Genomic DNA, 22353 nt, shown 5'->3' with positions numbered 1-22353 from the left:
AAGGCTGGTGTGCACGTCGGGCGGTTATCGAACGGTAGGCAGGCTTGGCGCTGGAGTTTGTTGTAGGAGCGGGCCATGCCCGCGATCGCGCGCATGGCGCGCTCCTACAGGGAGCCAGAGGCATAAGGGTTGCGGGCAAGTTCGCTCACACCGGGGGGAGGAGTTACATCGAGCGAACTTGCCCGCAAACGCGGGAAAGTGGATCAGGGCGTGACGCTGGCGACGCCCGCACCATCGGCCTGGAGCACGCCAGGCAGGTTTTCCCGCAGGTAGGCGACCCAGGTCTTGATCTTCGCATCCAGGTACTGCCGTGACGGATACAGCGCATAGACGTTCAGCTGCTGCAGCTTGTAGTGCGGCAATACGCGCACCAGCGAACCGTCGCGCAGGCCTTCGATGGCCGAGTAGACGGGCAGTGCGCTGATACCCATGCCGGAGCTGATGGCCTCGGTCATGGCGTCGCCGACGTTCACCTGGAAGGGCGAGGGGCCTAGAGTAATCATTTCCTGGCCGTTGGGACCATCGAACAACCACTTGTCCAGGGGTAGTACTGGGCTGATAAGGCGCAGGCAGTCGTGTTCGATCAGCTCCGACGGCGTCTTTGGCGCACCGCGCCGCGTCAGGTAGTCCGGCGAGGCGCAGAGGATGCTGTAGGTCTCGCCGATGCGCTGCGACACCAGGCCCGAGTCCGGCAGTTCCGAGGCGACTACGATGGCCACGTCGAAGCCCTCGTCGAGCAGGTCCGGCACGCGGTTGGCCATGGTCAGCTCGAAGGTCACTTCCGGATGCAGCTGGCGGTAGTTGGCGATGGCGCGGATCACGTAGTGCTGGCCGATGCCGGTCATCGAGTGCACGCGCAGGCGACCGGCGGGGCGGGCGTGGGCGTCGCTGGCCTCGGCCTCGGCTTCCTCGACGTAGGCGAGGATCTGCTCGCAGCGCAGCAGGTAGCGCTGGCCGGCTTCGGTCAGGGCGATGCGCCGGGTGGTGCGATTGAGCAGGCGTGCCTGGAGGTGCGACTCGAGATTGGCCACCGCGCGCGATACGTAGGCGGTAGTGGTGTTCAGCTGCTGCGCGGCGGCGGTGAAGCTGCCGGTTTCCGCGACGCAGACGAACGCTCGCATGGTCTGCAGTGTGTCCATGGGGGCCTCGTCAGTGGGAGCGGTGCATTGTCACACGGATGAAGATAGAGATTGTTTCATTATCGGTAACAAACAATCACAAATCAGCCGTCTTATCCGTTTCCTTCCGTCTCCCTAAAATTCAATTGCCGCAATTGGCTCTGCCGGTATCTCCACGCCGGACCCATGCTGAAAAGCCAGATCACTTCCAGGACCCTCACCGTGTCGCGTCACCTCGTGAAAGGACTGACGTTCGTCGGCTCCTTTGTCATTTTTTCAACAATCGCCGGATGTATCAGCACCAATGGCATCGCCCCGCAGGAACAGCGCCTGGGCGACGCGCAGCTGAGCACCGACGCCGCCATCGCGCACGCCAACCAGGAAGCTGGCTGGCCAGCCGAGCAGTGGTGGCGCGCCTATGGTGATCCGCAGTTGAATGCCTGGGTGAAGACCGCGCTGGAGGGCAGCCCGACCCTGGCGCAGGCCGAGGCGCGGGTACGCCTGGCCCTGTCCATGGCCGGCGTCGCCGAATCCGCCGAGTCGCCGCAGGTCAATCTCGATGCCTCGCTGACCCGCCACCGTTGGCCGACCGACTACTTCTACGGTCCGGGCGACCTGGCCGACACCACCACCTTCAACAACAACGCCGCCCTGGGATTTAGCTACTCGCTGGACCTCTGGGGACGCGAGCGCAGCAACACCGAGCGCTACATGGACATCGCCAAGATGACCGCCGCCGAGGCGCGCATGGCCCAGCTGGAGCTGGAGAGCAATGTCGTCCGCGCCTATATCCAGCTGTCGCTGCAATACGCCGAGCTGGACATCGGCAAGGCCATGCTCAAGCAGCAGCAGGACATCCTGGCCCTGGCCCAGCGTCGCCTGGCCGGCGGCATCGGCACCCACTTCGAAGTCAGCCAGGCGGAAACCCCGCTGCCGGAAACCGAGCGCAAGATCGAATCGGTGGACGAGGAAATCCAGCTGAGCCGCAACCAGATCGCCGCCCTGGCGGGCAAGGGCCCCGGCGCCGGCGCCTCGATCCAGCGCCCGAGCCTGAAGCTCACCGAAGGGCCGGGCCTGCCCAGCAAGCTGCCGATGGAACTGCTCGGCCACCGTCCGGACGTGGTCGCCAGCCGCTGGAAGGTCGCGGCGCAAGCCAAGGGCGTGGACGTCGCCCGCGCCGAGTTCTATCCCAACGTCGACCTGGTCGCCAGCATCGGCTACAGCGCGGTGGGCGGCGGCGTGCTGGAGTTCCTCAACGCCGAGAAGTTCACCTACGGCGTCGGCCCGGCCATTTCGCTGCCGATCTTCGATGGCGGCCGCCGTCGCTCGCAGCTCGGCCAGGAGTCGGCCGGCTATGACGCCGCCGTGGCGCAGTACAACCAGACCCTGGTCAATGCGCTCAAGGGCATCTCCGACCAGCTGATCCGCATGCACTCCATGGAGCTGCAGCAGGGCTTCGCCGAGAAGTCCGTGGCTTCCGCCCAGCGCACCTATGACATCGCCACCAAGGCGTACCGTGGCGGCCTGACCGACTACCTCAACGTGCTCAACGCGCAGACCCGCCTGTTCCAGCAGCAGTTGGTGGAACAGCAGGTTCGCGCCGCGCGCCTGGCCACCCATGCCGGCCTCGTCGTCGCCTTGGGCGGCGGCCTGATGGACAAGCAGGAAGGCCCGAAGGAGCACAAGATGGTCCCGGGCACCGTCGACGTCCGCACGGTGGGTGAGCGCTGAGATGGCGGGTAATTCCTATCCCGGCAGCGGCAACGCTGCCGGCCGCTCGCCGGCAGCGCTCGACGCCCTGCGCCGCGCGCTGCTGGAGTGGGGGCGCAGCGACGGCGTCACCTGGATCTACATCGCCAAGGTGCTGCTCGCCTCGCTGCTGACCCTGTGGCTGGCGATGCGCCTGGAGTTGCCGCAGCCGAGCACGGCGACCATCACCGTGTTCATCGTCATGCAGCCGCAGAGCGGCCAGGTGTTCGCCAAGAGCTTCTACCGGATTCTCGGCAGCCTGATCGGCCTTTCCGTGATGGTCGCGCTGATCGCCATCTTCGCCCAGGAGCGGGTGCTGTTCCTGCTCGTCTCCGCGCTGTGGATCGGCCTGTGTACCGTGGGCGCCGCGCGCTACCGCGACTTCCGCTCCTACGCCTGCATGCTCGCCGGCTACACCGCGACGCTGATCGGCCTGCCCGCGACCCTGCACCCCGAGGCCGCGTTCATGTCGGCGATCTGGCGGGTGCTGGAAATCTGCCTGGGCATCGTCTGCTCCACCGTGGTCAGCGCCACGCTGTTCCCGCAGACCTCCACCACCGCCATGCGCAGCGCGCTGTACCAGCGTTTCGGCGCCTTCGCCGGGTTCGTCCTGGACAACCTCGCTGGCGGCGAGCGCGCGAAGTTCGAGGCCGCCAACGTGGCCTTCGCCTCCCAGGCCGTGGGCCTGGAAGCGTTGCGTAGCGCCACTCGCTTCGAAGACCCGCACATGCGCCTGCGTTCGGGACGCCTGTCGCGCCTGAACAACGAGTTCATGGTCCTCACCACCCGCTACAACGCGCTGCACCAGTTGCTCGTGCGCCTGCGTGCGCAGGGGGCCGAAGCGGTGCTGCGCGCGCTGCAGCCTTGCCTGGATGAACTGGCCCAGGTGCTCGCCCCCTGGCGTGGCCAGTCGGTCACCGAGCGCGACGCCGAACATCTCGCCGCGCAGCTGGAAAACCACCGCTCGCGGATGATGCAGTGCATCCGCGCCGGCCGCGGGCAACTGCTCGACGAGCAGGATGATCCGTCCGCGCTGCTGGACTACAACACCGCCGGCGAATTGCTCTACCGCCTGGCCGACGATCTCTACAACTATGCCCTGACCCACGCCTCCCTCGCCGCCCACAAGCACGAGCGGGAGAACTGGAAGCACGGCTTCTCGCCCAAGGCCAACCTGGTCGCCTCGCTGGTGGCCGGTGGCCGTACCGCGCTGATGGTGCTGACCTTCGGCCTGTTCTGGATCGAGACCGCCTGGCCCAGCGGCAGCACCTTCGTGCTCAACGCCGCCGCCGTCGCTGCGCTGGTCTCGGCCGCGCCGGACCCGGCGAAGCTGGCCATGCAGATGGCCGTGGGCACCTTCTTCGCGGCGATCCTCGGTTTCTCCGAGACCTTCTTCGTGTTCCCGCACCTCGACGGTTTCGCCCTGCTGGCCTATGCCCTGGCGCCGGTGTTCGCGGTGGGCGCGTTCCTCTCGATCAAGCCCAAGTACGCCGGCTACGGCCTGGGCCTGCTGGTGTTCTTCAGTTTCGGGGCGATCCCGGCGAACCTCACCGTCTACGATCCGGGCCGCATGCTCAACGAATACATCGCCCTGGTGCTGTCGCAGAGCCTGGCTGCGGTGATCGTCGCGGTGATCATGCCGCCGACCAGCGCCTGGCTGTGGCGCCGCCTGGAGAATGATTTGCGCCTGCGCGTGGTGGAAGCCATCAGCGGCAAGCTCGACGGCCTGGTGTCGTCCTTCGAAAGCGGCACCCGCGACCTGCTCAACCAGGCCTACGGCGCGGCCGCGCGCAGCCCGCAGATGCAGCGTCGCCTGCTGCGCTGGACCTTCGTGGTGCTGGAGATCGGTCACGCGGTCATCGAGCTGCGTGTCGAACAGGAGGCCCTGCCCGACGAGCCCTGCTACGCCGAGTCCTCGCCCTGGCGCCAGGCCATTCGCGCCATGGGCCGTGCATTGATCCGACTGTTCGTACGCCCCAGCGAAGCCAACCGCGAGCGCGCCCTGGCCGCCGTGGAGCAGGCCATCGACTGCGTGAAGAACACCGACGAGCCGCGCGCGCCGGACTTCGAGAGTTCGCCCCTGCGCCGCGTGCTCAGCTACCTGCACTTCATCCGCAGCAGCCTGCTCGACCCGCAGTCGCCGCTGCGCGACAGCAAAACCTCTTCGGGAAAGACTCTCCATGTTGCCTGACCTGCCCCGCGAGATCGCGTTCCACGGGGTCTACATGCCGACCCTGACCCTGATGTTCATCGTCGCTGCGGTGATCTGCTGGGGCATCGACCGGATCTTCGCCTCCATCGGCCTGTACCGCTTCACCTGGCACCCGGCGCTGTTCCGCGTGTGCCTGTTCGCCTGCCTGTTCGGCGGCCTCTCCCTCACCATTTACAAGTAACGAGCGTGCATCCATGACCCTCAAATCCATCATCAGCCTGCTGGCGACCCTGATCATCCTGGCGGTCGCCGCGTTGATCGGCCGCGCCCTCTGGGTGAACTACATGGATACCCCCTGGACCCGCGACGGCCGGGTGCGCGCCGACATCATCAACGTCGCCGCCGACGTCTCCGGCGTGGTGGTGGACGTGCCGGTGCGCGACAACCAGCAGGTGAAGAAAGGTGACCTGCTGATGCAGATCGACCCGGACCACTACCGCATCGCGGTGAAGCAGGCCGAAGCGGCGGTCGCCTCGCGCAAGGCCACCCTGCAGATGCGCCAGTCGAACGCCAAGCGCCGCCGCGCCATGGATGAGGAAGTGGTCTCCCGCGAGAGTCTGGACGACGCCAGCAACACCGCCGCCGCCTCCGAGGCCGACTACCAGCAGGCCCTGGCCGCGCTGGACGCCGCCAAGCTGAACCTGGAGCGCACCCAGGTGCGCGCCTCCGTGGACGGCTACGTGACCAACCTCAACGTGCACCGAGGCGACTACGCCCGCGTCGGCGAGGCGAAGATGGCCGTGGTCGACGAGAACTCCTACTGGATCTATGGCTACTTCGAGGAAACCAAGCTGCCGCACATCCGCCTCGGTGATCCCGCCGAACTGCAACTGATGAGCGGCGAGCGCCTGAAGGGCCACGTCGAAAGCATCGCCCGCGCCATCTACGACCGCGACAACCCGGAAAGCCGCGAGCTAGTGGCCGACGTGAACCCCACCTTCAACTGGGTGCGCCTGGCCCAGCGCGTGCCGGTGCGCATCCACATCGACGGCGTGCCGGACGGCGTGCTGCTGGCGGCGGGCATTACCGCCACCGTGATCGTCAATCCGGAGTCGCGCAATGCGGAGCATTCCGACGGCGCGGCTGCGACGGCGCAGTGATCTGATCCAATGAATGACAACGGGAGCTTCGGCTCCCGTTTTCTTTTGTCTGGGGTGCGGGGCTCTTCATTCCGGAGCGGCAAGCATCATGTGTTGAGGCTCCACTCCGGCCACCGCCAGCGCCTCATGCAGCGTCGGCAGCAGATAGCGCGCCTCGACGACCTTATCGATGCCATGGCGCGCCATGTCCGCGCGCAGGTAGCTGTTGACCCGCCCGAACACCAACTGCACGCCCTGCTGCGAGAGGTTGCGATACAGGTCGAGCAGGGTGCGCGCCGCCGAGTAGTCCAGGCTGGTAATGGCGCCGGCATCGACGATGAACCAGCGCAGCCCGGCAGGCGCCTGGTTGACCAGCTGCGTAACCTGGCAGGCGAAGAAGGTGTCGTTGGCATAGAACAGGTCGGCGCCGAAGCGGAACACGATCAGCCCCGGCGCCGTCTCCCGGCCCGGCTGGACGGCCACGGGTTGCCAGCGGCCGTCGTCGGCCGGCTCCAACATCAGGGCGTGCGGGCGATAGCTGTGGCGTACGTGGTGAATCAGCGACAGTGCCATGGCCAGCAGGATGCCCTGTTCGACTCCTACCAGCAGCACGGTTGCGGCGGTGATCATCGCCATGCGGAACTCGGTCCGACTCTCCTTGCGCATGGCCCGCAGGGTCTTCACATCCACAAGTCCGACGGCGATGGCGAACACCACCGCAGCCAGCACGCAGTGCGGCAGGTATTGCAGCCACTGGCAGAGGAACAGCAGCACCAGCGCCACCACCACGACAAAACTCAGCTGGGCGACCTGGCTGCGCGAGCCGGCCTGCTCAGCCATGGCCGTCTGGGTCGGGCTGCCGTTGACCACGAAGGCGCCGCTGAAGGCCGCTGCCGCGTTCGCCACGGAGAGGTCGAGGATGTTGGCGTTCTGGTCATCGTGTTCATGGTGGCGGTCGGCGTAGACGCGGCTGGCAGCCGAGCTCTGGGCGATGATCATGACGAAGCAGGCGCCCGCGATCGGCAGCAGGTCGAGGATGTCTTTCCAGCCGAACCGGGGCAGCGTCAGCGAGGGCAGGCCGCCAGCGACCGGGCCGAGCACCTGGATGCCCAGGGCGGCGAAGTCGAAGGCCGCGCTGGCGGCGATGCAGCCGACCAGCGCCAGCAGCGGAATCGGTAGATGGGGCAGCCAGCGCTTGGCGGCGAACAATGCCAGCAGCAGCAGCAGCAGCAGCAGCAGCAGCGGCAGCAGCAGCGGCAGGGCCAGGGCGGCGGTCGCGCATGGACCTGTGGCAGATGGCCGAGCAGGTACAGCAGCTTGCCCACGGAAGTCGGGGCGTCGATGGCAAGGCCAAGCAGGTCGCCGCACATGGCCAGTGCCACCTGCACGCCGACGCCCGCGAGGAAGCCCGTGAGTGCGGTACGTGAAAGGAAGTCGGCAAGAAAGCCCAGTCGCAGCAGACGCGCGATCAGCATCAGGCCAGCGGTGAGCAGCGCCACGGTGCCGGCCAGGGCGATGTATTCCGCGCTGCCGATGCTCGCCATGCCGGACAGGCGGCTGGAGAAGATGGTCGCCGTGGCCGAGTCGGCGGCGACCACCAGATGCCGCGAGGCACCGAACAGGGCGAAGGCCAGCAGGGGCAGCAGTGCCGTGTAGAGCCCAGCGACGGCGGGCATGCCGGCGATGCGGGCGTAGCCAAGCAGTTGCGGGATGTCCATCGCCGCCAGGGACATACCGGCCAGCGCATCGCACAGCGTGCCCCGGCGAAGGCCCTGGAACAGTTTCAGAGGGGATGCCATGGGTGTGTGCGCCAAAGGAGGGAAGGCGCATTCGAGCAACCGGACGCTCAGGCGAACAGGGGATGGCTTCCCAAGGGGCTATCGGAGACTTCGTGACTGCCCGTCAGCCGTCACGTCGGGCTGATGGCGGCGTCCCGCGCTCAGACCAGCCCCGGCGCGGCAAAGTGCGGGCGAACCGGGTAGCCGTCGAGCAGCGCGTTGGTCTGCTCCGGGTCCAGTGCACCGTTGAACGGCACGCCCAGTGCCTGGCGGTGGATGCCGGTGGCTGCCAGCCAGAGGGTGTCGATGCGCGCGGCCAGCGCGCCGGGCACATCGGTCACCAGTGAGTCGCCGACGAACAGGATGTGCTTCGCGCCGCGGGCTTCCAGCTGGCGCTGGGCGATGCGGAAGGCCGACGGATCGGGCTTGCCGTACCAGTGCACGCTGCCGCCTTCCTCGGCGAAGGCTTCGGCCAGGCGTCCGGCGCCGAACAGCGTCTTGCCGCCGCTGACCACCACGCGGTCCGGGTTGGCGCAGAGGAAAGGCTTGTCGGTGGCACCGCGCAGTGGGTTGAAGCGGGCCTCCAGTTCAACCTGGGGAAAGCTGCCGACACCGAGGATCAGCGAGGCGGCGCGCAGGTCATCGCAGAAGCGCTCGCGGATCTCGCCGGGCCAGGTGGCCAGCGAGTCGACCACGCCCACGGTGTGGATGCCGCCGCGCTGGAGCTCGCGGTCGTGGGTGAGGGCGTCGATGGCCAACTGGCCGGAGGTGGTGATACCGCAGTAGAGATTGCGGGGGACGCCCAACCGCTCCAGGGTTTCGGCCATCTCGTTGACGCTGCGCGAGGCATTGCTCAGGAACCATACCGGGCGCCCTTCGGCGGCGCGCCGGCCGAGCCAGGCGAGGGCGCCGGGGAACACTTCGAGGCCGTCGATCAGCACGCCCCAGAGGTCGAGGAGGAAACCGTCGTAGTCGGCGCAAAAGGCGTCCAGCCCGGCGTGGTCGATGTAGCGGGTGTGGGTGACGGCGCTGAAGCGGGGGGCGGTCATGGCGGGCCTGTCGAGCGGCTTGGGGGAGGTCTCCTAACCTACCGCACTTGCAAGCAGTTGGTGTGTACCCCTGTCGCAGATCAGCGGGCGTCTTTCGGCAGGAAACGCACCAGCACGCCGGGGCGGAAGAACCACCAGAGGCTCAGCGGGTAGCACAGATAGTTGAGGCCGTAGAGCAGCAGCCCGGCCGGGCTGGGTGTGTTCTTCCAGGCCGCGAGTCCCACCAGGGCCAGGTAGAGCACCGCCAGGCCGCCGCCATAGAGCGCGGTCAGCCTCCAGCGCTCGCCGGTCTGGGCCAGGCGCTTGTGCCGGCGGGCGAACCAGAGGGCCATGCTTGCGGCGATCAGCGCCGCCACCAGCAGGGTCGCTGGCACATTGCCGATCCGCAGCAGCCCGCGCGCCACGACGTTGAGGAAGAAGGCGGCGAGGATGCCGGCGAGGGCGAGGTAGCGGACCTGGTACGTCATCAGAGTTGCCCGTCGAGGCCGAAGCGCTTCTTCAGCACCTTGTCCAGCACCGCCCCAGGCAGCCAGCGGGCGAGCAGGGGCAGGGCACGGCTGCCGTGGCCGATGCGCACCAGGCGCGGGCGCGGTGAGCGTTGCACGGCTGCCAGCAGCTGGCGGGCGAAGTCGCTGGCCGGGGTGGGTTTGTCCTGCGACGCGGCGGCGCGTGCCTGGATGAAGGCGCGCAGCGGCCACCAGGCGGAATCCTCGCTGACCACCGCCGCCATCTCGCGGCTGGCGTTGGCGCCAAAGTTGGACGCGATGGCGCCCGGTTGCACCTCCAGCACCTCGATGCCAAAGGGCGCGAGCTCCAGGCGCAGCGCTTCGTTCAGCGCATGCACCGCTGCCTTCGACGCGCAGTAGGCGCCGGCGAAGGGCGTGACCAGCACGCCGGACACGCTGCCGACGTTCACCACCAGTCCGCGTCGGATGCGCAGCGCCGGGAACAGGGCGCGGGTCAGGCCGACCACGGCGAACACGTTGGTCTCGAACTGCTTGCGGATCGCCTGGCTGCCGCCGTCCAGCAATGGGCCCATGGCGCCGTAGCCGGCATTGTTGACCAGTACATCGAGGCCGCCGGCTTCGCTTTGCAGCTGCTCGGCGAGCTGTTCCACCGCGGGTTCGTCATTGACGTCCAGCTGCACGCAACGAAAACCCGCCTGGCGGAGGACGGCGACATCCTCGTCACGGCGCGCGGTGGCCCAGACCTGGTAGCCGGCCTTCTGGAAGGCATCGGCCAGGGCGCGGCCGATGCCGCTGGAGCAACCGGTGATGAGGGCGACGGGTTGGGGCATGGTGGGCGGTCCTTGGGCGATGGGCGGCACTAACGTACCGGATTGCGTCGGATCGGTGAATCATTTCGGCGGGGCGAAGGTCCGCGCCAGGCGCTGCGCACTCTGCTGCAGCCGCTGCGTGGAGAGCTTGCCGTCTTCCAGGGCGCGCAAGGCGCAGGCCAGCGCAGGGTAGATCTTCTCGTCGTCGTAGCTGACCAGCAGCAGGTCGACGCCAGCGTTCAAGGCCTGCACCGTGGCATGGCAGAGGCCCTGGTTGTAGGCGGCGGCCATGGTCAGGTCGTCGGTGATCAGCACGCCGTCATGCTTCCAGCCTTCGCGGATGATCTTCTGCACCACGGCGGCCGAGAAGGACGCCGGGTTGACCGCATCCAGTGCCGTGACCTTCACATGACCGAGCATGATCAGCGCATCGGTCTGTCTGGCTATCTCACGGAACGGGCGCCAGTCGTAGTCCTGCAGGTGGCCGACGGTCGCCGCCAGGCTGGCGGAAAAGTGATGGGTGTCCTCTGGCACCATCCCCAGCCCCGGGAAGTGCTTGAGCGTGGCTCGCACCCCGCTGTGCTCGAGCCCGCGAACGTAGGCGAGGGCGACGGTCGTGGTCACTTGTGGATCTGGGGAAATCGCCCGCAGCGCGATGGCGCTGTGGAAATCCAGTCGCGCCCGCTGCGCCGGCTTGAGGTCAACCACCGGACTGAAGTCCAGGGTGACGCCCAGTTCGGCCAGCTCGCGGCCCTGGGCTACGCCGTAATCGAAGGCGGCTGCGTAGAGGGCGTCCGGCGCGGGATTGGTCGCCAACAGCGCGGCCAGCGGCGGGCGTTTGGGCAGTGGCGGGGAGAGGCGGGACACGATACCGCCCTCCTGATCGGCGGCGATGATCAGCGGGGGCAATCCCGCGTCGCGCCGTAGCGCCTGCCATTTCCCGATCTGCCGGCGGAGGGCTTCGGCGCTCTGTCCCTGGACGTTGCGTGCGCTGATGAACAGGCCGGCGACCAGCCCCTTGCGAATCAGCGGCTCGACGGTCCGTGGGTCGCCGACGCCGACGATGAAGTGCCCGCCGAGGGCTTGCAGGTCCGCGTTGCGGGTTTCCAGGACCAGGGTCTTGTCGTCGCGGAATCGGTAGTCGTTCCAGCCGGCCAGCAGTATCGCCAGCAGCAGGAGAAGGCTGCCGAGCCAGCAGTACCAGCGTCGTCCCACCGACAGCCAGATGGAGATGCCGATGGCACCGGCCGCCAGCAGGACCGGCAATGCGAAGCTGCGCGCGGGCAGCAGGTGAGGGTCGCGGAGATTGGCGGCCAGTACCAGCAGCAGGAGGCTCACCAGCCAGCCCAGGCCGACCAGCAGTCGGGTTCGCAGTGTCATGGGGTTCTTTCCGCCAGTGACAGGAGTGGAGTCAGTTGCCGAAGCGGCCGTTCACGTGTTCCGCGCGAAACTCCAGGGTGCTGGCGCGGTAGCCGGGGCGCAGCGGCGGCAGTGGCAGGCAGTCGCTCCAGGCATCACCGGCGAGCAGCGCGCCGGGGCCGCGGTAGCGTGGGGCTTCGTAGAGGTTTTCGGCAAGGTCCGTGGTGTCGCCGGGCCGGTAGGCGGCGACCTTCCAGCGCAGTTCCAGCAACGGGCGCGAGGCGCCGTTCTTCAGGCTGACGGCCAGCGGGCGACCGGGCGGGCATTGCTCGGGCTGGTAGGCGATGCGTAATTCCAGGTGCTGCAGCTGGCGGGTGTCATTGCTGTCCTGCCAGATGGCGATGACGATCACCACCGCCAGCCCGACCAGTCCGGCGCCGGAAATGGGCAGGGCGCGGGAGGGGTAGCGGATCAGCAGGATGACCCAGGTGACGATCAGCAGGATGCCGTACAGCATGGAGCGCTCCGCGGGGATTTGCTGATTACCTTAGCAGGAGGCGGGGTGGGGTGGGTTGATGCAGAGCGGGGCGTGGCTCTTCGTAGGAGCGGACTTTGTCCGCGATGCTCTTTTAGGACGGATGACGCTCAGGTGTTATCCGCCGTCTTGTTCTGTGTTTCTGCGCCGCCTCGGTGTGTGCTGAGAGATTTTGTTTCGCCCCCTCGGGCGAGTCACTTTCTCAAACTGCGGATGGCCGCCCCACAGAAAGTAACCAAAGGTCTTGCCCCTGCATCCGGGTCCCGCTTCGCGGGACTGATTCGCTTCGCTCACCCTACGGGCCAGCCTTCAGCTGTTACTTCGCTGCGCTCCGTTTCCCTCGCTCCATCGGAGTTTCAGGGGCACGAACTAGGCGTCCCCCCGACGAAGGGCCATCCCTGGCCCATCGCGGCTCTCGCGGCATCCATGCCGCTCAACCCCTGAAACTCTGACTCCACTCGGCCTCCTGAAGGGGCGCTCCGGTGTGTGCGGAAATGTCTCTGGAAATCTTCAAGGGCAAAAGAAGAGCGCCTCGCTCCGAGCTGGCTCTGCTTCCGTAGGAGCGGACCTTGTCCGCGAAGGCTCACCCGTGCACCCACGTTGCAGGATGAACACCTGTAGGGCGAATAACGCGCAGCGTTATCCGCCGTGATGGGTTTCGCTTCGCTCTACGCCATCCTACGAAGCGCCATCCAGCATGGAGCAGCCAAAGCCTCCGGAGCGAGGGGAGTCCGGCGAAGCCGGACCCGGATGTCGGGACGAGACCTTTGGTTACTTTGCGTGGGGCGGCCATCCGTCGTTTGGCAAAGTGACTCGCCCGAGGGGGCGAAACAAGAAACATCCGAGCACGCCGAAGCGGCGCAGAAACTCCGAGCACCAAAACGGCGGATAACGCCGGAGGCGTTATCCGCCCTACGAAGAGCAAGAGCATCGCGGACGGAGTCCGTTCCTACAAGGGGCGGACGCACCGAGTTCAACCTGTAGGAGCGGGGTATGTCCTCGGTCCTACAGTATTAGCCATCCCGACCCTGGGCATTTGCCTGCAAGCAGCGCGCGTTCCCATGAACTGATACCGGTATCTTGCGTGCGACATTTTCGTATCATTCCAAACCGCTCTGGGAGTGCTAACAGCGTCCAAGTCGATTCAGTACCTTCGCATCCGGTGCTGAACACACTGAACTTGGCGGCCTGCCGCTCCCGAAAGTATTTGCGGTCTTTGCTAGTCCGTAGCTTTGCTATGGTCGGGTAACGCGCAGTCATACAAGACCCGAAAGGGAAAAGCTGCGGGCCGTTCCAAGTACGGTGTTCAGGTACCCGATCGCCCCTCTTGAACAGGGGGCGAAAATGAACAGTTACTTGGAGACTTACGATGCTTTGGAATACTGCTTCTGCCCTCAAGCCAGACCTTCTCTCCAAGGCGGTCCGCCATGGATGACGAAATCCTCATCCCCACGACCTTTATCCGTCACCGCCGCCAACTGCGCGCCTTCCTCCTCGATGACGAACCCTGGTTCTGTGCCACCGACCTGGGTCGCCTGATCGGCCGCCCACTCGATGAGCGTCTGCACAACAGCCTCGACGAAGATCAGCTGCGCACCTGCTGGATCACCGACAGCAACGGCCACTACGAAAAGTCCCTGCTGGTGAATGAGTCCGGCGCCTACGCCGTGCTGATCTTCTATTACCTCCCGGAGAACCGCTGCATCCGTCACTGGCTCAACCGCCAGGTGGTGCCCGCGCTGCGCAGCGAAGAGCGCCCGGCGGTGCGCCCCAGGGAGCGGCAGCTCAGTTGGAGCGATCAGCACTTGGGCGTGCTGGAGTGGCATGGCCGGTTGTGGGTTCCGTTCGAGGAATTGCCCAAGGTGGCCCGGCTGGATACACCCCAAACGTAGGATGGGTAGAGCAACGCGAAACCCATCGAGCCCGTGCGCCGGCGGCATGGGTTTCGCTTCGCTCTACCCATCCTGCTGTTCATGTCACGCGCATAAAAAAGCCCCCGCACCATTGGGTGCGGGGGCGTTGGCGCCGATGAGGGAAGCGCCGGACTCAGCGCGCTACTGCGCGCAGCGGCTCCACGTTGTCGCTGGTGCGCCCGTAGACGTCTTCCAGGCGCTCGATGTCGTCTTCGCCCAGGTAGCTGCCCGATTGCACCTCGATGATCTCCAGCGGGATCTTGCCCGGGTTGGCCAGGCGGTGGACCGAGGCGATCGGGATGTAGGTGGACTGGTTCTCGGTGAGCAGGAAGACCTTGTCGTCACAGGTCACCTCGGCCGTGCCGGAGACCACGATCCAGTGCTCGGCGCGGTGGTGGTGCATCTGCAGCGACAGGCGTGCGCCGGGCTTCACGGTGATGTGCTTGACCTGGAAACGGCCGCCCATGTCCACCGAGTCGTAGGAACCCCACGGACGGTAGACCTGGCAGTGGTTCTGGGTTTCGCTGCGGCCGGCGGCGTCGAGCTGATTGACCACTTTCTTCACGTCCTGCACGCGGTCCTTGTGGGCGATCATCATGGCGTCCTTGGTCTCGACCACCACGATGTCTTCAAGGCCCACCACCGAGACCAGCTTGCCGTTGCCGTGCACCAGGCAGTTGCGGCTGTCGTGGACCACCACGTCGCCCATGGTGACGTTGCCGTCGGCGTCCTTCTCGTGGACTTCCCAGATCGACGACCAGCTGCCGACGTCGTTCCAGCCGGCGGCCAGTGGTACCACGCAGGCGCGGCGGGTCTTCTCCATCACGGCGTAGTCGATGGAGTTGTCCGGGCAGCACTCGAAGGTGGCGGCGTCAATGCTCACCACCTCGCCGTCGCGCTGGCTGCGCTCCAGGGCCAGCAGGCAGGTGTCGTAGATGTCGGTGTCGTGCTTCTTCAGCTCTTCCAGGAAGCGGCTGGCGCGGAACAGGAACATGCCGCTGTTCCAGTAGTAACCGCCTTCCTCGACGAACTGTTTGGCGCGCGCTTCATCGGGCTTCTCGATGAAGCGCTCGACGCGGATCACGCCGTCCGGCAGGCCGCGCTCGTCGCCGGACTTGATGTAGCCGTAGCCGGTTTCCGGGCGGTCGGCGGGGACGCCGAAGAGCACCATCTCGCCTTTTTCGGCGGCGTTGGTGGCCAGGGCCAGCGCACGCTGGAAGGCGCGCTGGTCTTCGATCACGTGGTCGGCGGGAAGGATCAGCAGCAACTCGTCACGGCCTTCGGCGATCAGCTTCATGGCGGCAATCGCCACGGCCGGCGCGGTGTTGCGGCCGAAGGGTTCGAGCAGGATCGCCTGGGTCTTCAGGTGCAGCGCGTCGAGCTGTTCCTGGACGATGAAGCGGTGCTCCTGGTTGCTGACCACCACCGGCGCTTCCATGCCTTCGAAGACCAGGCGTTCCAGGGTCTGCTGGAACAGGGTGTGCTCGCCGGTGAGGGCGAGGAACTGCTTGGGATACTGTTTGCGGGAAAGAGGCCAGAGTCGCGAGCCGCTGCCACCGGAAAGAATTACTGGAATCATGTGGTTTCTCCTAAAGCGTTCATGCGTACTGTTTGCCGTGCCACACCATGTGGCCCGGCGTCCTTGCGGGTGACCTCTCCTGTGCGTGCCGTCGTTGCGGCGCACGGTTTCTTCCGCCGGTGCGTTGCCGGTCTTGTTGTGCTTCTTTTCTGGGTCCCCGCGTTCGCGGGGACCCAATGAACAGCCCTCAGTCCGCCTTGACCGGACGCTTGACCCACACTGGGTTGAGCTTGCCTCCCTCACCGGTGACGTAGAGGCAGACCACTTCGCCGCGAGCGAGGGTGACGGGCTTGAGGTCGCTGACTTTCGTCGCGCCGTCGAACAGCGCCAGGTTCACTTTCACCGGGTTGATCTCGCGGTCGCCGCGGCTTTGCGGGGCGACGTTGGCGACCACGTCGGTCTTGCCGTCGGCGGTCTTCAGGGTCAGGGCCTTGCCGCTCAAGTTCTGCATGCGGACCAGGGCTTTTTGCTTGTTCTTGAACGGTGGCTCGGGCACCAGGCGCGGCTGGCCGCCGGGTTGGCTGACGAGGGTGTAGTAGGCGTCCGGATCGAGTTTTACCGGCAGGCTCTGGGTTCCGACCTGGGCGGTGTAGTTGCCCGCGGGGAGGAACTTGAAGTCGCTGGAGCCCAGCGGCGAGACGTCGTTGAGACTGGCGTTGCCGACCGCGACGTTCAGCTCGGAGCTGCCGGCGTTGTAGGCCCGCACGAAGGCCGAGCCCTTGGGGGCCTGCGGCCCGTAGAGCGCGCCTTCACCGCCGGCGAAGGCGCCGAAGGACGCAGCGCCCAGGGCGAGGGCCAGCGCGGACGATTTCAGGGTGCGAATGGTCAGTCGGTTCATGGGGTTGTACCTCCGTCTTCTCTCTCTTGTGGGCACGGGAGGTGCCCTGTAGCGGCACTCAATGCGCCGTTGGGTTGCCTGCCTGGTTGGCAGCCAGGCGTTCGTCTCTGTTGCCCGCCGCACGTAGCTGGGCCACCCAGTCCGGGTTGAACTGGCTGAGGTCGCTGTGCATCGGCAGGTAGCGTTCGGGGAATTCCCAGACCAGCAGTTGCGGGGGCTTCTGCTTGAAGCCTTCGTCCTGCAGGAGTTCGAGCATCGGCTCCAGGGGGCCCTTGCCCTCCTTCGCGTAGTTGATGACATCCGCCGACAGCGCCTGCTTCAGGGCGCCGGCGAAGTTCCAGCGCGGGTTGGCGCTGTAGCTGGTGCCGACCAGGGCGACCTGCGGTTGGGCGCTGTCGCCGAACAGGTCGCCGTTGCCGCCGTCGCCGGAGGCCGATGCGCTGTCCTCGGCCGGATGGGTCTGGCGCTGTTCCAGTTGGTCCTCGGACGGCAGCAGGTTGGTGAACAGCGGGTCCAGCGGCAGGAAGCTGAGCAGGTCGCCCTTGTGCGGGGTGCTCTTGCCGGCTTCGGTGATGAAGGTCTGGGTCGGCAGGTCGGCCCCCTGGCCTGCACGGATGCTTTCGCCCAGGCGCTGGGCCACGGCTTCGGCGCCCAGCGGTGTCCAGTGGGTGTCGGTGCGCAGGAACACCTGGCCGTTGTCCTTGGCCTTTTCCAGGGTCTCCAGCAGTTCCGGGGCGGCCATGCCGGCCTGGCGGGCGCGTTGCAGGAAGTCCTGGTAGAGCGAGGCGTGTAGCGCCGCCGGTTGTTCCCGGCCCAGGTACTCGGGATAGAGGCGGGTCTTGGCCGGGATGATTGCCAGCACCAGCTTCACGCCACGGCGTTCCAGCTCCTGCTGCACGCCGCGCACCAGCGCCCAGTTGTCGTCCAGCTGCTGCTGGCTGGGGGCTGGCTTGAACTCTTCATCGGTGAACAGCCAGCCGTCCTTGCCGAGCACGACGCCCGGACGGCCTTCTTCGAAGACGGCATAGTCCAGCGCGGCCCAGAGGTTGGTGCCCAGACGCTTGATGGGGAATTCATCGTCGTAGTGACCTTCGAAGGCGTGGGCCAGCTTGCCGTTGAGCACGGTGGTGCCTTCGGCGACGGAAAAGCTGGGGAAGGCCTTGAGCGACAGGCCGGCCAGGCCCAGCAGCATCCCGCCGAACACGGCGATGTAGGTGTACTGCAAGGGTTTCGAGAGTGTCGGTTGCATGATCCGGCCTCGCTCAGAACTGGAAGTAGAGGAACGGCGAGTAGCTCTGCGCCGAGAGCTTGAGCACCGAGGCGGCGAACAGCAGGAGCAGGGCGACACGGGTGGCCAGTACTGGCAGCTGGGTCGTCCAGTGCTGCGGGTAGACGGCGGCGCTGGGCGAATAGTCGATGGCGGCCGGGTTGTGCGGCTGCGTGCCGGTCGCGCTGCCGGGCTCGGCCCGCTCGGTTTTTGCGGCGGCCTTGGGCGCCTTGCTCTGCAGCGGCTGGTTGTAGAACTGGCGCAGGCCGAAGAAGGCGAGCACGAGGTAGGCGATGACCAGGGTGCCGACCTGCAGGCCGGTGAGGCTGGCGCGGTTCAGCTCGGAGAGCTTCCAGTCGCCGAAGCTGAACATGGCCTCGTACATGCGCCAGGCCACGTGCAGGTTCTCGGCGCGGAAGATGACCCAGCCGACGATCACCAGCAGGAAGGTGAACACCCACTTCAGCGGATTGAGCACGCGCGGCGCGGCGTTCACGCCCAGGGCGCGCTCGATGGCCAGCCACACGCCGTGCCAGGAGCCCCAGATGATGTAGGTGACGTTGGCGCCATGCCACAGGCCGCCCAGCAGCATGGTGAGCACCAGGTTGCGGTAGGTCTGGAGGGTGGTGCCGCGGTTGCCGCCCAGGCTGATGTACAGGTAGTCGCGCAGCCAGGTGGACAGGCTGATGTGCCAGCGCCGCCAGAACTCGGTGATGGACTGGCTGATGTAGGGCTGGTTGAAGTTCTCCATGAAGCGGAAGCCCATCATCAGGCCCAGGCCGATGGCCATGTCGCTGTAGCCGGAGAAGTCGAAGTACAGCTGCGCGGTGTAGGCCATGGCGCCGAGCCAGGCGTCGCCCGTGGTCGGGGCCTGCAGGGCGAAGCAGTGGTCGGCCAGCGCCGCCAGGGTGTCGGCGATGAATACCTTCTTGACGAAGCCCTGCATGAAGCGGGTGCAGCCTTCGGCGAACTTGTCGACGCTGTGGGTGCGGTGGTTGAACTGGTCCACCAGGTCCTTGAAGCGCAGCACGGGGCCGGCGATCAGGTGCGGGAAGATCGCCACGAAGGCTGCGAAGTCGATCAGGTTGTGCGTGGCCGGGGTGTCGCCGCGGTACACGTCGATGATGTAGCTGATCGATTCGAAGGTGTAGAAGCTGATGCCGATGGGCAGCAGGATGTGCGTCAGCACGAAGGGCTGCATGCCCATCGAGGTGATGATCTGGTTGAGGCTGTCGACGCCGAAGTTGGCGTACTTGAAGTAGCCCAGCACGCAGAGGTCGACCACCACGCCGAGGATCAGCCAGCGCCGCGCAGCCAGGGTGCGCACGCCGGCGGCGCCGATGCGCAGGCCGATCCAGTAGTTGAACAGCGTCACGCCGGCGAACAGCGCCAGGAAGTCCACACGCCACCATGCGTAGAAGACGTAGCTGGCTACCAGCAACAGCAGGTTGCGGTAGCGGTTCCCGCTCAGGTAGTACAGGCCGAGGAAGACCGGTAGGAACAGGAACAGGAACACGTTGGAAGAAAAGACCATTCCGCGTCTCTCTCTGGAGCTTAAAACCTAAGGTCGCTCCAGCCTTTCCGGCATCTTTCGATGCCCAGAGGAAAGGCCGGGACAACCCGCCATTCCTCCCCTGGTGTTGCTTAATTTCTTGCGCCCGCCCGCGTCTTTTTTGCGTGGGTCGGGGGTGTTGCTTCGGAGCGGGGCTTGCCCTCACCCCAGCCCACTCCCGGAGGGAGAGGGGGTATCCCTTACGGCGGGTGTGCTCGTACCCGCCGGGAGGTTTGCTGCTGTCCGATCGCTCGGACTATCCCCACTCCCTAGGGGCGAGCTCTTGTAGGGCGAATAACGCGAAGCGTTATCCGCCGTGGTTCCGAGCCCGTGGCAAGGCGGATAACCGCAAGCGGTTATGCGCCCTACGGGAGAGAGGAAGGGTGAGGGGGCTCTCAAACCCGCCTCGCTCTCCCCTGGTGCTGCATCGAACCTCTCGTTTTCACGGAGAGGGCGGGGTGGGTCGCTGCTTCAGCTCCCCGCCCCCTGTCGGTTGAAAACCTTGGTCACTTCACCCCCCAGGCGGAAGCTGTTGAACGGCTCCATCTTCTTCTTCCAGTCCTGGGTCTTGGGCGCGCAGCTGTAGAGCGCGCAGTAGGGTTCCAGCCAGGCGAACTTGCTGTTGTCCTTCAGGTCGTCCATGTCCTGGTTGTCGCCGGCCTTCTGGTCGAAGGCTTCCTGGTCATCCACGCCTTTCATCACGCGGTCGGCCAGGCGCTGCAGGGCGCCGTGGTTTTCCTGGCGCAGGTCGACGCCGTTCACCTGGGCGAAGGCGGCGATCATGGCCAGCGGTGTCAGCGCGTAGTTGTGGTAGGACAGGGCGCGCTGGCGGCGCTTGAGCTCGTTGGGCAGGTAGCCGTCATCGTCCACCTGGTTGGCGGCCAGCTTGAACTCCTGCACCGACCAGTCGAACAGGTCGCGGCGGTCGGTCACCACGGCGGTGGACATCACCGACCAGGCGGCCCAGTAGGAGTGGTTATTGATCTGCTTGAGCGGCAGGTCGCTCCAGTCGCGCACCACCTGGCTGCCCAGTGTGCTGAACCAGCTCTCGATGGTCTTCGCCTGCTCCGGGTAGGCCGCCAGCGGACGGCTGCTGGAGAACTTCAGGCGCATGTAGGAGGACGACATGCTGCCCAGCGCCCATTTGCGCATGGACTTGCCGGTGTGGTTGAAGTCGGTGCTCTCCAGCGCACCGGCCTGGGCCCAGGCTTCCAGCCAGTTCATCGCGCAGTCCAGGTCACCCTTGTTGCCGCTGCGCATGTACTGGGTGATGAGCTTGGCGGTGCCGCGCTCCATCTCGGTGATGTCCTTGATCTGGGCGCGGAATTTCTTTTCGGCGTCGACGTTGAGCGTCGAGCGCGACGAGTCCGAGCCCTCGTACTTGCTGGTGAACTGCAGGCTGCCGGTGTAGGGCGTGGGGATGGCCGGACAGCTGTCCGAATCCTTCTTGCTGCCTTTTTCACCGACGGCGGAGAAGTAGCCCGGTGGCGGTACCAGGTCGGCCGCGTGGGTCACCTGGCCACCGAACAGTGCGCCGACCACGGCGACGGTCAGGCCGACGCGGGCAACGATGGGGGTCTTGATATTACGTAGGCTGGGCATGGCGTTCGTCCCCGCTCTCTCTAGTTGGCGGCCATATCGGCCGACTTCGCTTTGGGGGTCTGACAGAGCTTGGCCTCGACCTCCAGGCCCGCCGGCATGTCATCCGGCGCCTCAATCTCCAGGGAGAGGAACTGCTGGTTCGACCAGTCTTCGTCGTTGCGCAGTTCGAAGACGTAGCGGCCGCCGGTGTCCACGGACTTGGCCTGTTCGATCTTCAACTGCTCGCGGCGACCGTTCATGTACCAGACGGTGTTCTTGAGCTCGTGCACGCCGGGGTCGCTGTAGGTGACGTCGGCGGTGTAGCTGCCCGAGCGGATCGGCAGGGCGCCGCTGTTGACCAGCACCTCGTTGCTGCCCGCGTGCAGCTTGACCTTGCGGGAGAGCGCAGGCGTGCCGCCGGCGCAGCCGTTGTCCACCAGCGGCATGGCCTGGCGGTAGAAGCTCTTCAGCGCCATGTCGTAGTGGGTGGCGAATTCCCAGATGAGGATCTTCGGCGGCTTGTCGTGGAATTCCTGGCTGGTCATGTAGGCCAGCATGGAGCTGTCGAAGCCACCGCCGGAGACCGCGTTGTTGAGGATGTCGACCTTGGCGTACTCCTCCAGGAAACCGGCGAAGTTGTAGGCCGGGCCGCTGTTGGAGGTGCCGACCAGGGCGACCTGGGCGTTGCCGCCTTCGCCGAACAGGTCGCCGCCGCCGGAGTCGCCCACCGGCTCGGTCTCGAAGCGATCGACGTACTGTGGTGCGTAGCCACTGCCGCACAGCTGGGCGGCGGCCTTGTGGAAGGTGCCGAGCTTGGACAGCAGGCCCACGCGCTTGCTTTCGAATTCCTGCTTCGGCACGTCCTTGTACGCCGGGATTTCCTTCAGCGTTTCGGCGACGATCTTCGCGCTGCGCATGGCGCCGTAAGGCGTCCAGTGGTGGTCGCCCTTGAAGTAGTAGGGGTGTTCCTGCTTCTCGTCGAACAGCGGGGAGAAGTCCGGGGTGTAGATGCCGGCCTTGCGGAACTGGGCGATGGTCGCCAGGTAGTTCTTCTTCGCCAGTTCGTAGTTGAAGCTGGCCTTCTCCTGCGGGTTGAGCTTCTCGCGGTTCACCAGGCCACGGGTGGGCTGGTAGACCACCACCAGGTCAATGCCCTTGCGCTTGAGTTCATCGCGCAGCTGCTTGAGTTCGCGCCAGCCCTCGGCACTGGTGCCGAAGTCGGTACGCAGGTCGTAGGTGGTACGGAACAGCCAGTCTTCCTGGGCCGGCACCAGGTGCGTGAAGAAGCCCAGGTACTTGGTGTTGTAGGCCGCGTCGTTGGCGGCGTTCGGGCACAGCGCAGCGGTCGGCTGGGCGGTGTAGGTCGGCGCCGCGGCGTCGGCGGCCAGGGCCTGGTGGGCGAGCAGCAGGCCGGCGGTGAGGCCCGACAGGCGCAGCAAGTTGGATGTCATACGTTTCATGGTCGGTC

General features: G+C 66.2%; 18 protein-coding genes and 1 pseudogene. 5 read left to right on the top strand and 14 right to left on the bottom strand.

Going from position 1 to position 22353, the window contains the following annotated elements; all coding sequences use genetic code 11:
• Positions 1 to 203: 203 nt before the first annotated feature.
• Positions 204 to 1139 (bottom strand): LysR family transcriptional regulator, encoded by a 936-nt coding sequence (locus tag GA645_RS22360; protein WP_152225552.1) that lies wholly within the window; start codon positions 1137 to 1139, stop codon positions 204 to 206.
• Between the two features lie 201 nt (positions 1140 to 1340).
• Here GA645_RS22360 and GA645_RS22355 point away from each other — a divergent pair, with 201 nt between their 5' ends.
• From GA645_RS22355 to GA645_RS22340, 4 genes are read left to right on the top strand one after another with little or no spacing between them, the layout of a single operon-like run.
• Positions 1341 to 2849 carry an efflux transporter outer membrane subunit gene (locus GA645_RS22355; RefSeq protein WP_152225550.1) on the top strand — a complete coding sequence of 503 codons (1509 nt, stop codon included), beginning with the start codon at positions 1341 to 1343 and terminating at the stop codon, positions 2847 to 2849.
• A gap of 1 nt (position 2850) precedes the next feature.
• The gene (locus GA645_RS22350) at positions 2851 to 5058 is read left to right on the top strand and encodes an FUSC family protein (RefSeq protein WP_152225548.1); all 2208 of its coding nucleotides are present in this window, start codon (positions 2851 to 2853) and stop codon (positions 5056 to 5058) included.
• A 1-nt stretch (position 5059) separates the two neighbouring features.
• Positions 5060 to 5260, top strand: a complete 201-nt coding sequence (locus GA645_RS22345) for a DUF1656 domain-containing protein (RefSeq protein ID WP_152228250.1) — start codon at positions 5060 to 5062, stop codon at positions 5258 to 5260.
• Positions 5261 to 5273: 13 nt separating this feature from the next.
• Positions 5274 to 6179: an HlyD family secretion protein gene (locus tag GA645_RS22340; protein ID WP_152225546.1), complete on the top strand. Its 906-nt coding sequence runs from the start codon at positions 5274 to 5276 to the stop codon at positions 6177 to 6179.
• A gap of 66 nt (positions 6180 to 6245) precedes the next feature.
• Here GA645_RS22340 and GA645_RS22335 read toward each other — a convergent pair whose 3' ends face one another.
• From GA645_RS22335 to GA645_RS22310, 7 genes and pseudogenes are all read right to left on the bottom strand, one after another.
• Positions 6246 to 7367: a SulP family inorganic anion transporter gene (locus GA645_RS22335; protein WP_256675995.1), complete on the bottom strand. Its 1122-nt coding sequence runs from the start codon at positions 7365 to 7367 to the stop codon at positions 6246 to 6248.
• An 83-nt stretch (positions 7368 to 7450) separates the two neighbouring features.
• Positions 7451 to 7957, bottom strand: a pseudogene (locus GA645_RS29115) (SulP family inorganic anion transporter); the annotation flags it as partial.
• Between the two features lie 140 nt (positions 7958 to 8097).
• Positions 8098 to 8985 (bottom strand): TIGR01459 family HAD-type hydrolase, encoded by an 888-nt coding sequence (locus GA645_RS22330; protein WP_152225545.1) that lies wholly within the window; start codon positions 8983 to 8985, stop codon positions 8098 to 8100.
• 80 nt (positions 8986 to 9065) lie between these two features.
• Positions 9066 to 9452, bottom strand: a complete 387-nt coding sequence (locus GA645_RS22325; RefSeq protein WP_152225543.1) for a hypothetical protein — start codon at positions 9450 to 9452, stop codon at positions 9066 to 9068.
• Positions 9452 to 10282 carry an SDR family oxidoreductase gene (locus GA645_RS22320; RefSeq protein ID WP_152225541.1) on the bottom strand — a complete coding sequence of 277 codons (831 nt, stop codon included), beginning with the start codon at positions 10280 to 10282 and terminating at the stop codon, positions 9452 to 9454. Before GA645_RS22320 ends, GA645_RS22325 begins: the two co-directional genes overlap by 1 nt.
• A 60-nt stretch (positions 10283 to 10342) precedes the next feature.
• The gene (locus GA645_RS22315; protein WP_152225539.1) at positions 10343 to 11641 is read right to left on the bottom strand and encodes a glycoside hydrolase family 3 N-terminal domain-containing protein; all 1299 of its coding nucleotides are present in this window, start codon (positions 11639 to 11641) and stop codon (positions 10343 to 10345) included.
• A 31-nt stretch (positions 11642 to 11672) separates the two neighbouring features.
• The gene (locus GA645_RS22310) at positions 11673 to 12137 is read right to left on the bottom strand and encodes a multidrug transporter (RefSeq protein WP_152225536.1); all 465 of its coding nucleotides are present in this window, start codon (positions 12135 to 12137) and stop codon (positions 11673 to 11675) included.
• A gap of 1445 nt (positions 12138 to 13582) precedes the next feature.
• Between GA645_RS22310 and GA645_RS22300 the strand changes: the two genes are divergently transcribed.
• Positions 13583 to 14047: a Bro-N domain-containing protein gene (locus tag GA645_RS22300; protein WP_152225532.1), complete on the top strand. Its 465-nt coding sequence runs from the start codon at positions 13583 to 13585 to the stop codon at positions 14045 to 14047.
• Between the two features lie 154 nt (positions 14048 to 14201).
• On the opposite strand, the gene GA645_RS22295 is transcribed toward GA645_RS22300, so the two are convergent.
• From GA645_RS22295 to GA645_RS22270, 6 genes are all read right to left on the bottom strand, one after another.
• The gene (locus GA645_RS22295) at positions 14202 to 15647 is read right to left on the bottom strand and encodes a mannose-1-phosphate guanylyltransferase/mannose-6-phosphate isomerase (RefSeq protein ID WP_152225530.1); all 1446 of its coding nucleotides are present in this window, start codon (positions 15645 to 15647) and stop codon (positions 14202 to 14204) included.
• A 187-nt stretch (positions 15648 to 15834) separates the two neighbouring features.
• Positions 15835 to 16485 carry an alginate O-acetyltransferase AlgF gene (gene algF, locus GA645_RS22290; RefSeq protein ID WP_152225528.1) on the bottom strand — a complete coding sequence of 217 codons (651 nt, stop codon included), beginning with the start codon at positions 16483 to 16485 and terminating at the stop codon, positions 15835 to 15837.
• A gap of 58 nt (positions 16486 to 16543) precedes the next feature.
• A complete protein-coding gene (locus tag GA645_RS22285; protein ID WP_152225525.1) occupies positions 16544 to 17734 on the bottom strand; it encodes an alginate O-acetyltransferase in 1191 nt (396 codons plus the stop codon).
• A gap of 13 nt (positions 17735 to 17747) precedes the next feature.
• On the bottom strand, positions 17748 to 19286 hold the full coding sequence (locus GA645_RS22280; protein ID WP_152225523.1) for an MBOAT family protein: 1539 nt from the start codon (positions 19284 to 19286) through the stop codon (positions 17748 to 17750).
• A 489-nt stretch (positions 19287 to 19775) separates the two neighbouring features.
• Positions 19776 to 20888 (bottom strand): mannuronate-specific alginate lyase, encoded by a 1113-nt coding sequence (locus GA645_RS22275; RefSeq protein WP_152228248.1) that lies wholly within the window; start codon positions 20886 to 20888, stop codon positions 19776 to 19778.
• Between the two features lie 38 nt (positions 20889 to 20926).
• The gene (locus tag GA645_RS22270) at positions 20927 to 22345 is read right to left on the bottom strand and encodes an alginate O-acetyltransferase (RefSeq protein WP_152225521.1); all 1419 of its coding nucleotides are present in this window, start codon (positions 22343 to 22345) and stop codon (positions 20927 to 20929) included.
• Between the last annotated feature and the right edge of the window lie 8 nt (positions 22346 to 22353).

Origin of the sequence: Pseudomonas sp. SCB32 (genome assembly GCF_009189165.1) — a bacterium.
Lineage (GTDB): Bacteria > Pseudomonadota > Gammaproteobacteria > Pseudomonadales > Pseudomonadaceae > Pseudomonas.
The sequence above is the reverse complement of the archived record's forward strand: the minus strand, read 5'-3'. Positions and strand labels throughout refer to the sequence as shown.

Coding starts and splice junctions, on each gene's coding strand:
- GA645_RS22360 (WP_152225552.1), bottom strand. CDS start 1,139: ATGGACACACTGCAGACCATGCGAGCGTTCGTCTGCGTCGCGGAAACC.
- GA645_RS22350 (WP_152225548.1), top strand. CDS start 2,851: ATGGCGGGTAATTCCTATCCCGGCAGCGGCAACGCTGCCGGCCGCTCG.
- GA645_RS22340 (WP_152225546.1), top strand. CDS start 5,274: ATGACCCTCAAATCCATCATCAGCCTGCTGGCGACCCTGATCATCCTG.
- GA645_RS22330 (WP_152225545.1), bottom strand. CDS start 8,985: ATGACCGCCCCCCGCTTCAGCGCCGTCACCCACACCCGCTACATCGAC.
- GA645_RS22325 (WP_152225543.1), bottom strand. CDS start 9,452: ATGACGTACCAGGTCCGCTACCTCGCCCTCGCCGGCATCCTCGCCGCC.
- GA645_RS22320 (WP_152225541.1), bottom strand. CDS start 10,282: ATGCCCCAACCCGTCGCCCTCATCACCGGTTGCTCCAGCGGCATCGGC.
- GA645_RS22315 (WP_152225539.1), bottom strand. CDS start 11,641: ATGACACTGCGAACCCGACTGCTGGTCGGCCTGGGCTGGCTGGTGAGC.
- GA645_RS22310 (WP_152225536.1), bottom strand. CDS start 12,137: ATGCTGTACGGCATCCTGCTGATCGTCACCTGGGTCATCCTGCTGATC.
- GA645_RS22300 (WP_152225532.1), top strand. CDS start 13,583: ATGGATGACGAAATCCTCATCCCCACGACCTTTATCCGTCACCGCCGC.
- GA645_RS22295 (WP_152225530.1), bottom strand. CDS start 15,647: ATGATTCCAGTAATTCTTTCCGGTGGCAGCGGCTCGCGACTCTGGCCT.
- algF (WP_152225528.1), bottom strand. CDS start 16,485: ATGAACCGACTGACCATTCGCACCCTGAAATCGTCCGCGCTGGCCCTC.
- GA645_RS22285 (WP_152225525.1), bottom strand. CDS start 17,734: ATGCAACCGACACTCTCGAAACCCTTGCAGTACACCTACATCGCCGTG.
- GA645_RS22280 (WP_152225523.1), bottom strand. CDS start 19,286: ATGGTCTTTTCTTCCAACGTGTTCCTGTTCCTGTTCCTACCGGTCTTC.
- GA645_RS22270 (WP_152225521.1), bottom strand. CDS start 22,345: ATGAAACGTATGACATCCAACTTGCTGCGCCTGTCGGGCCTCACCGCC.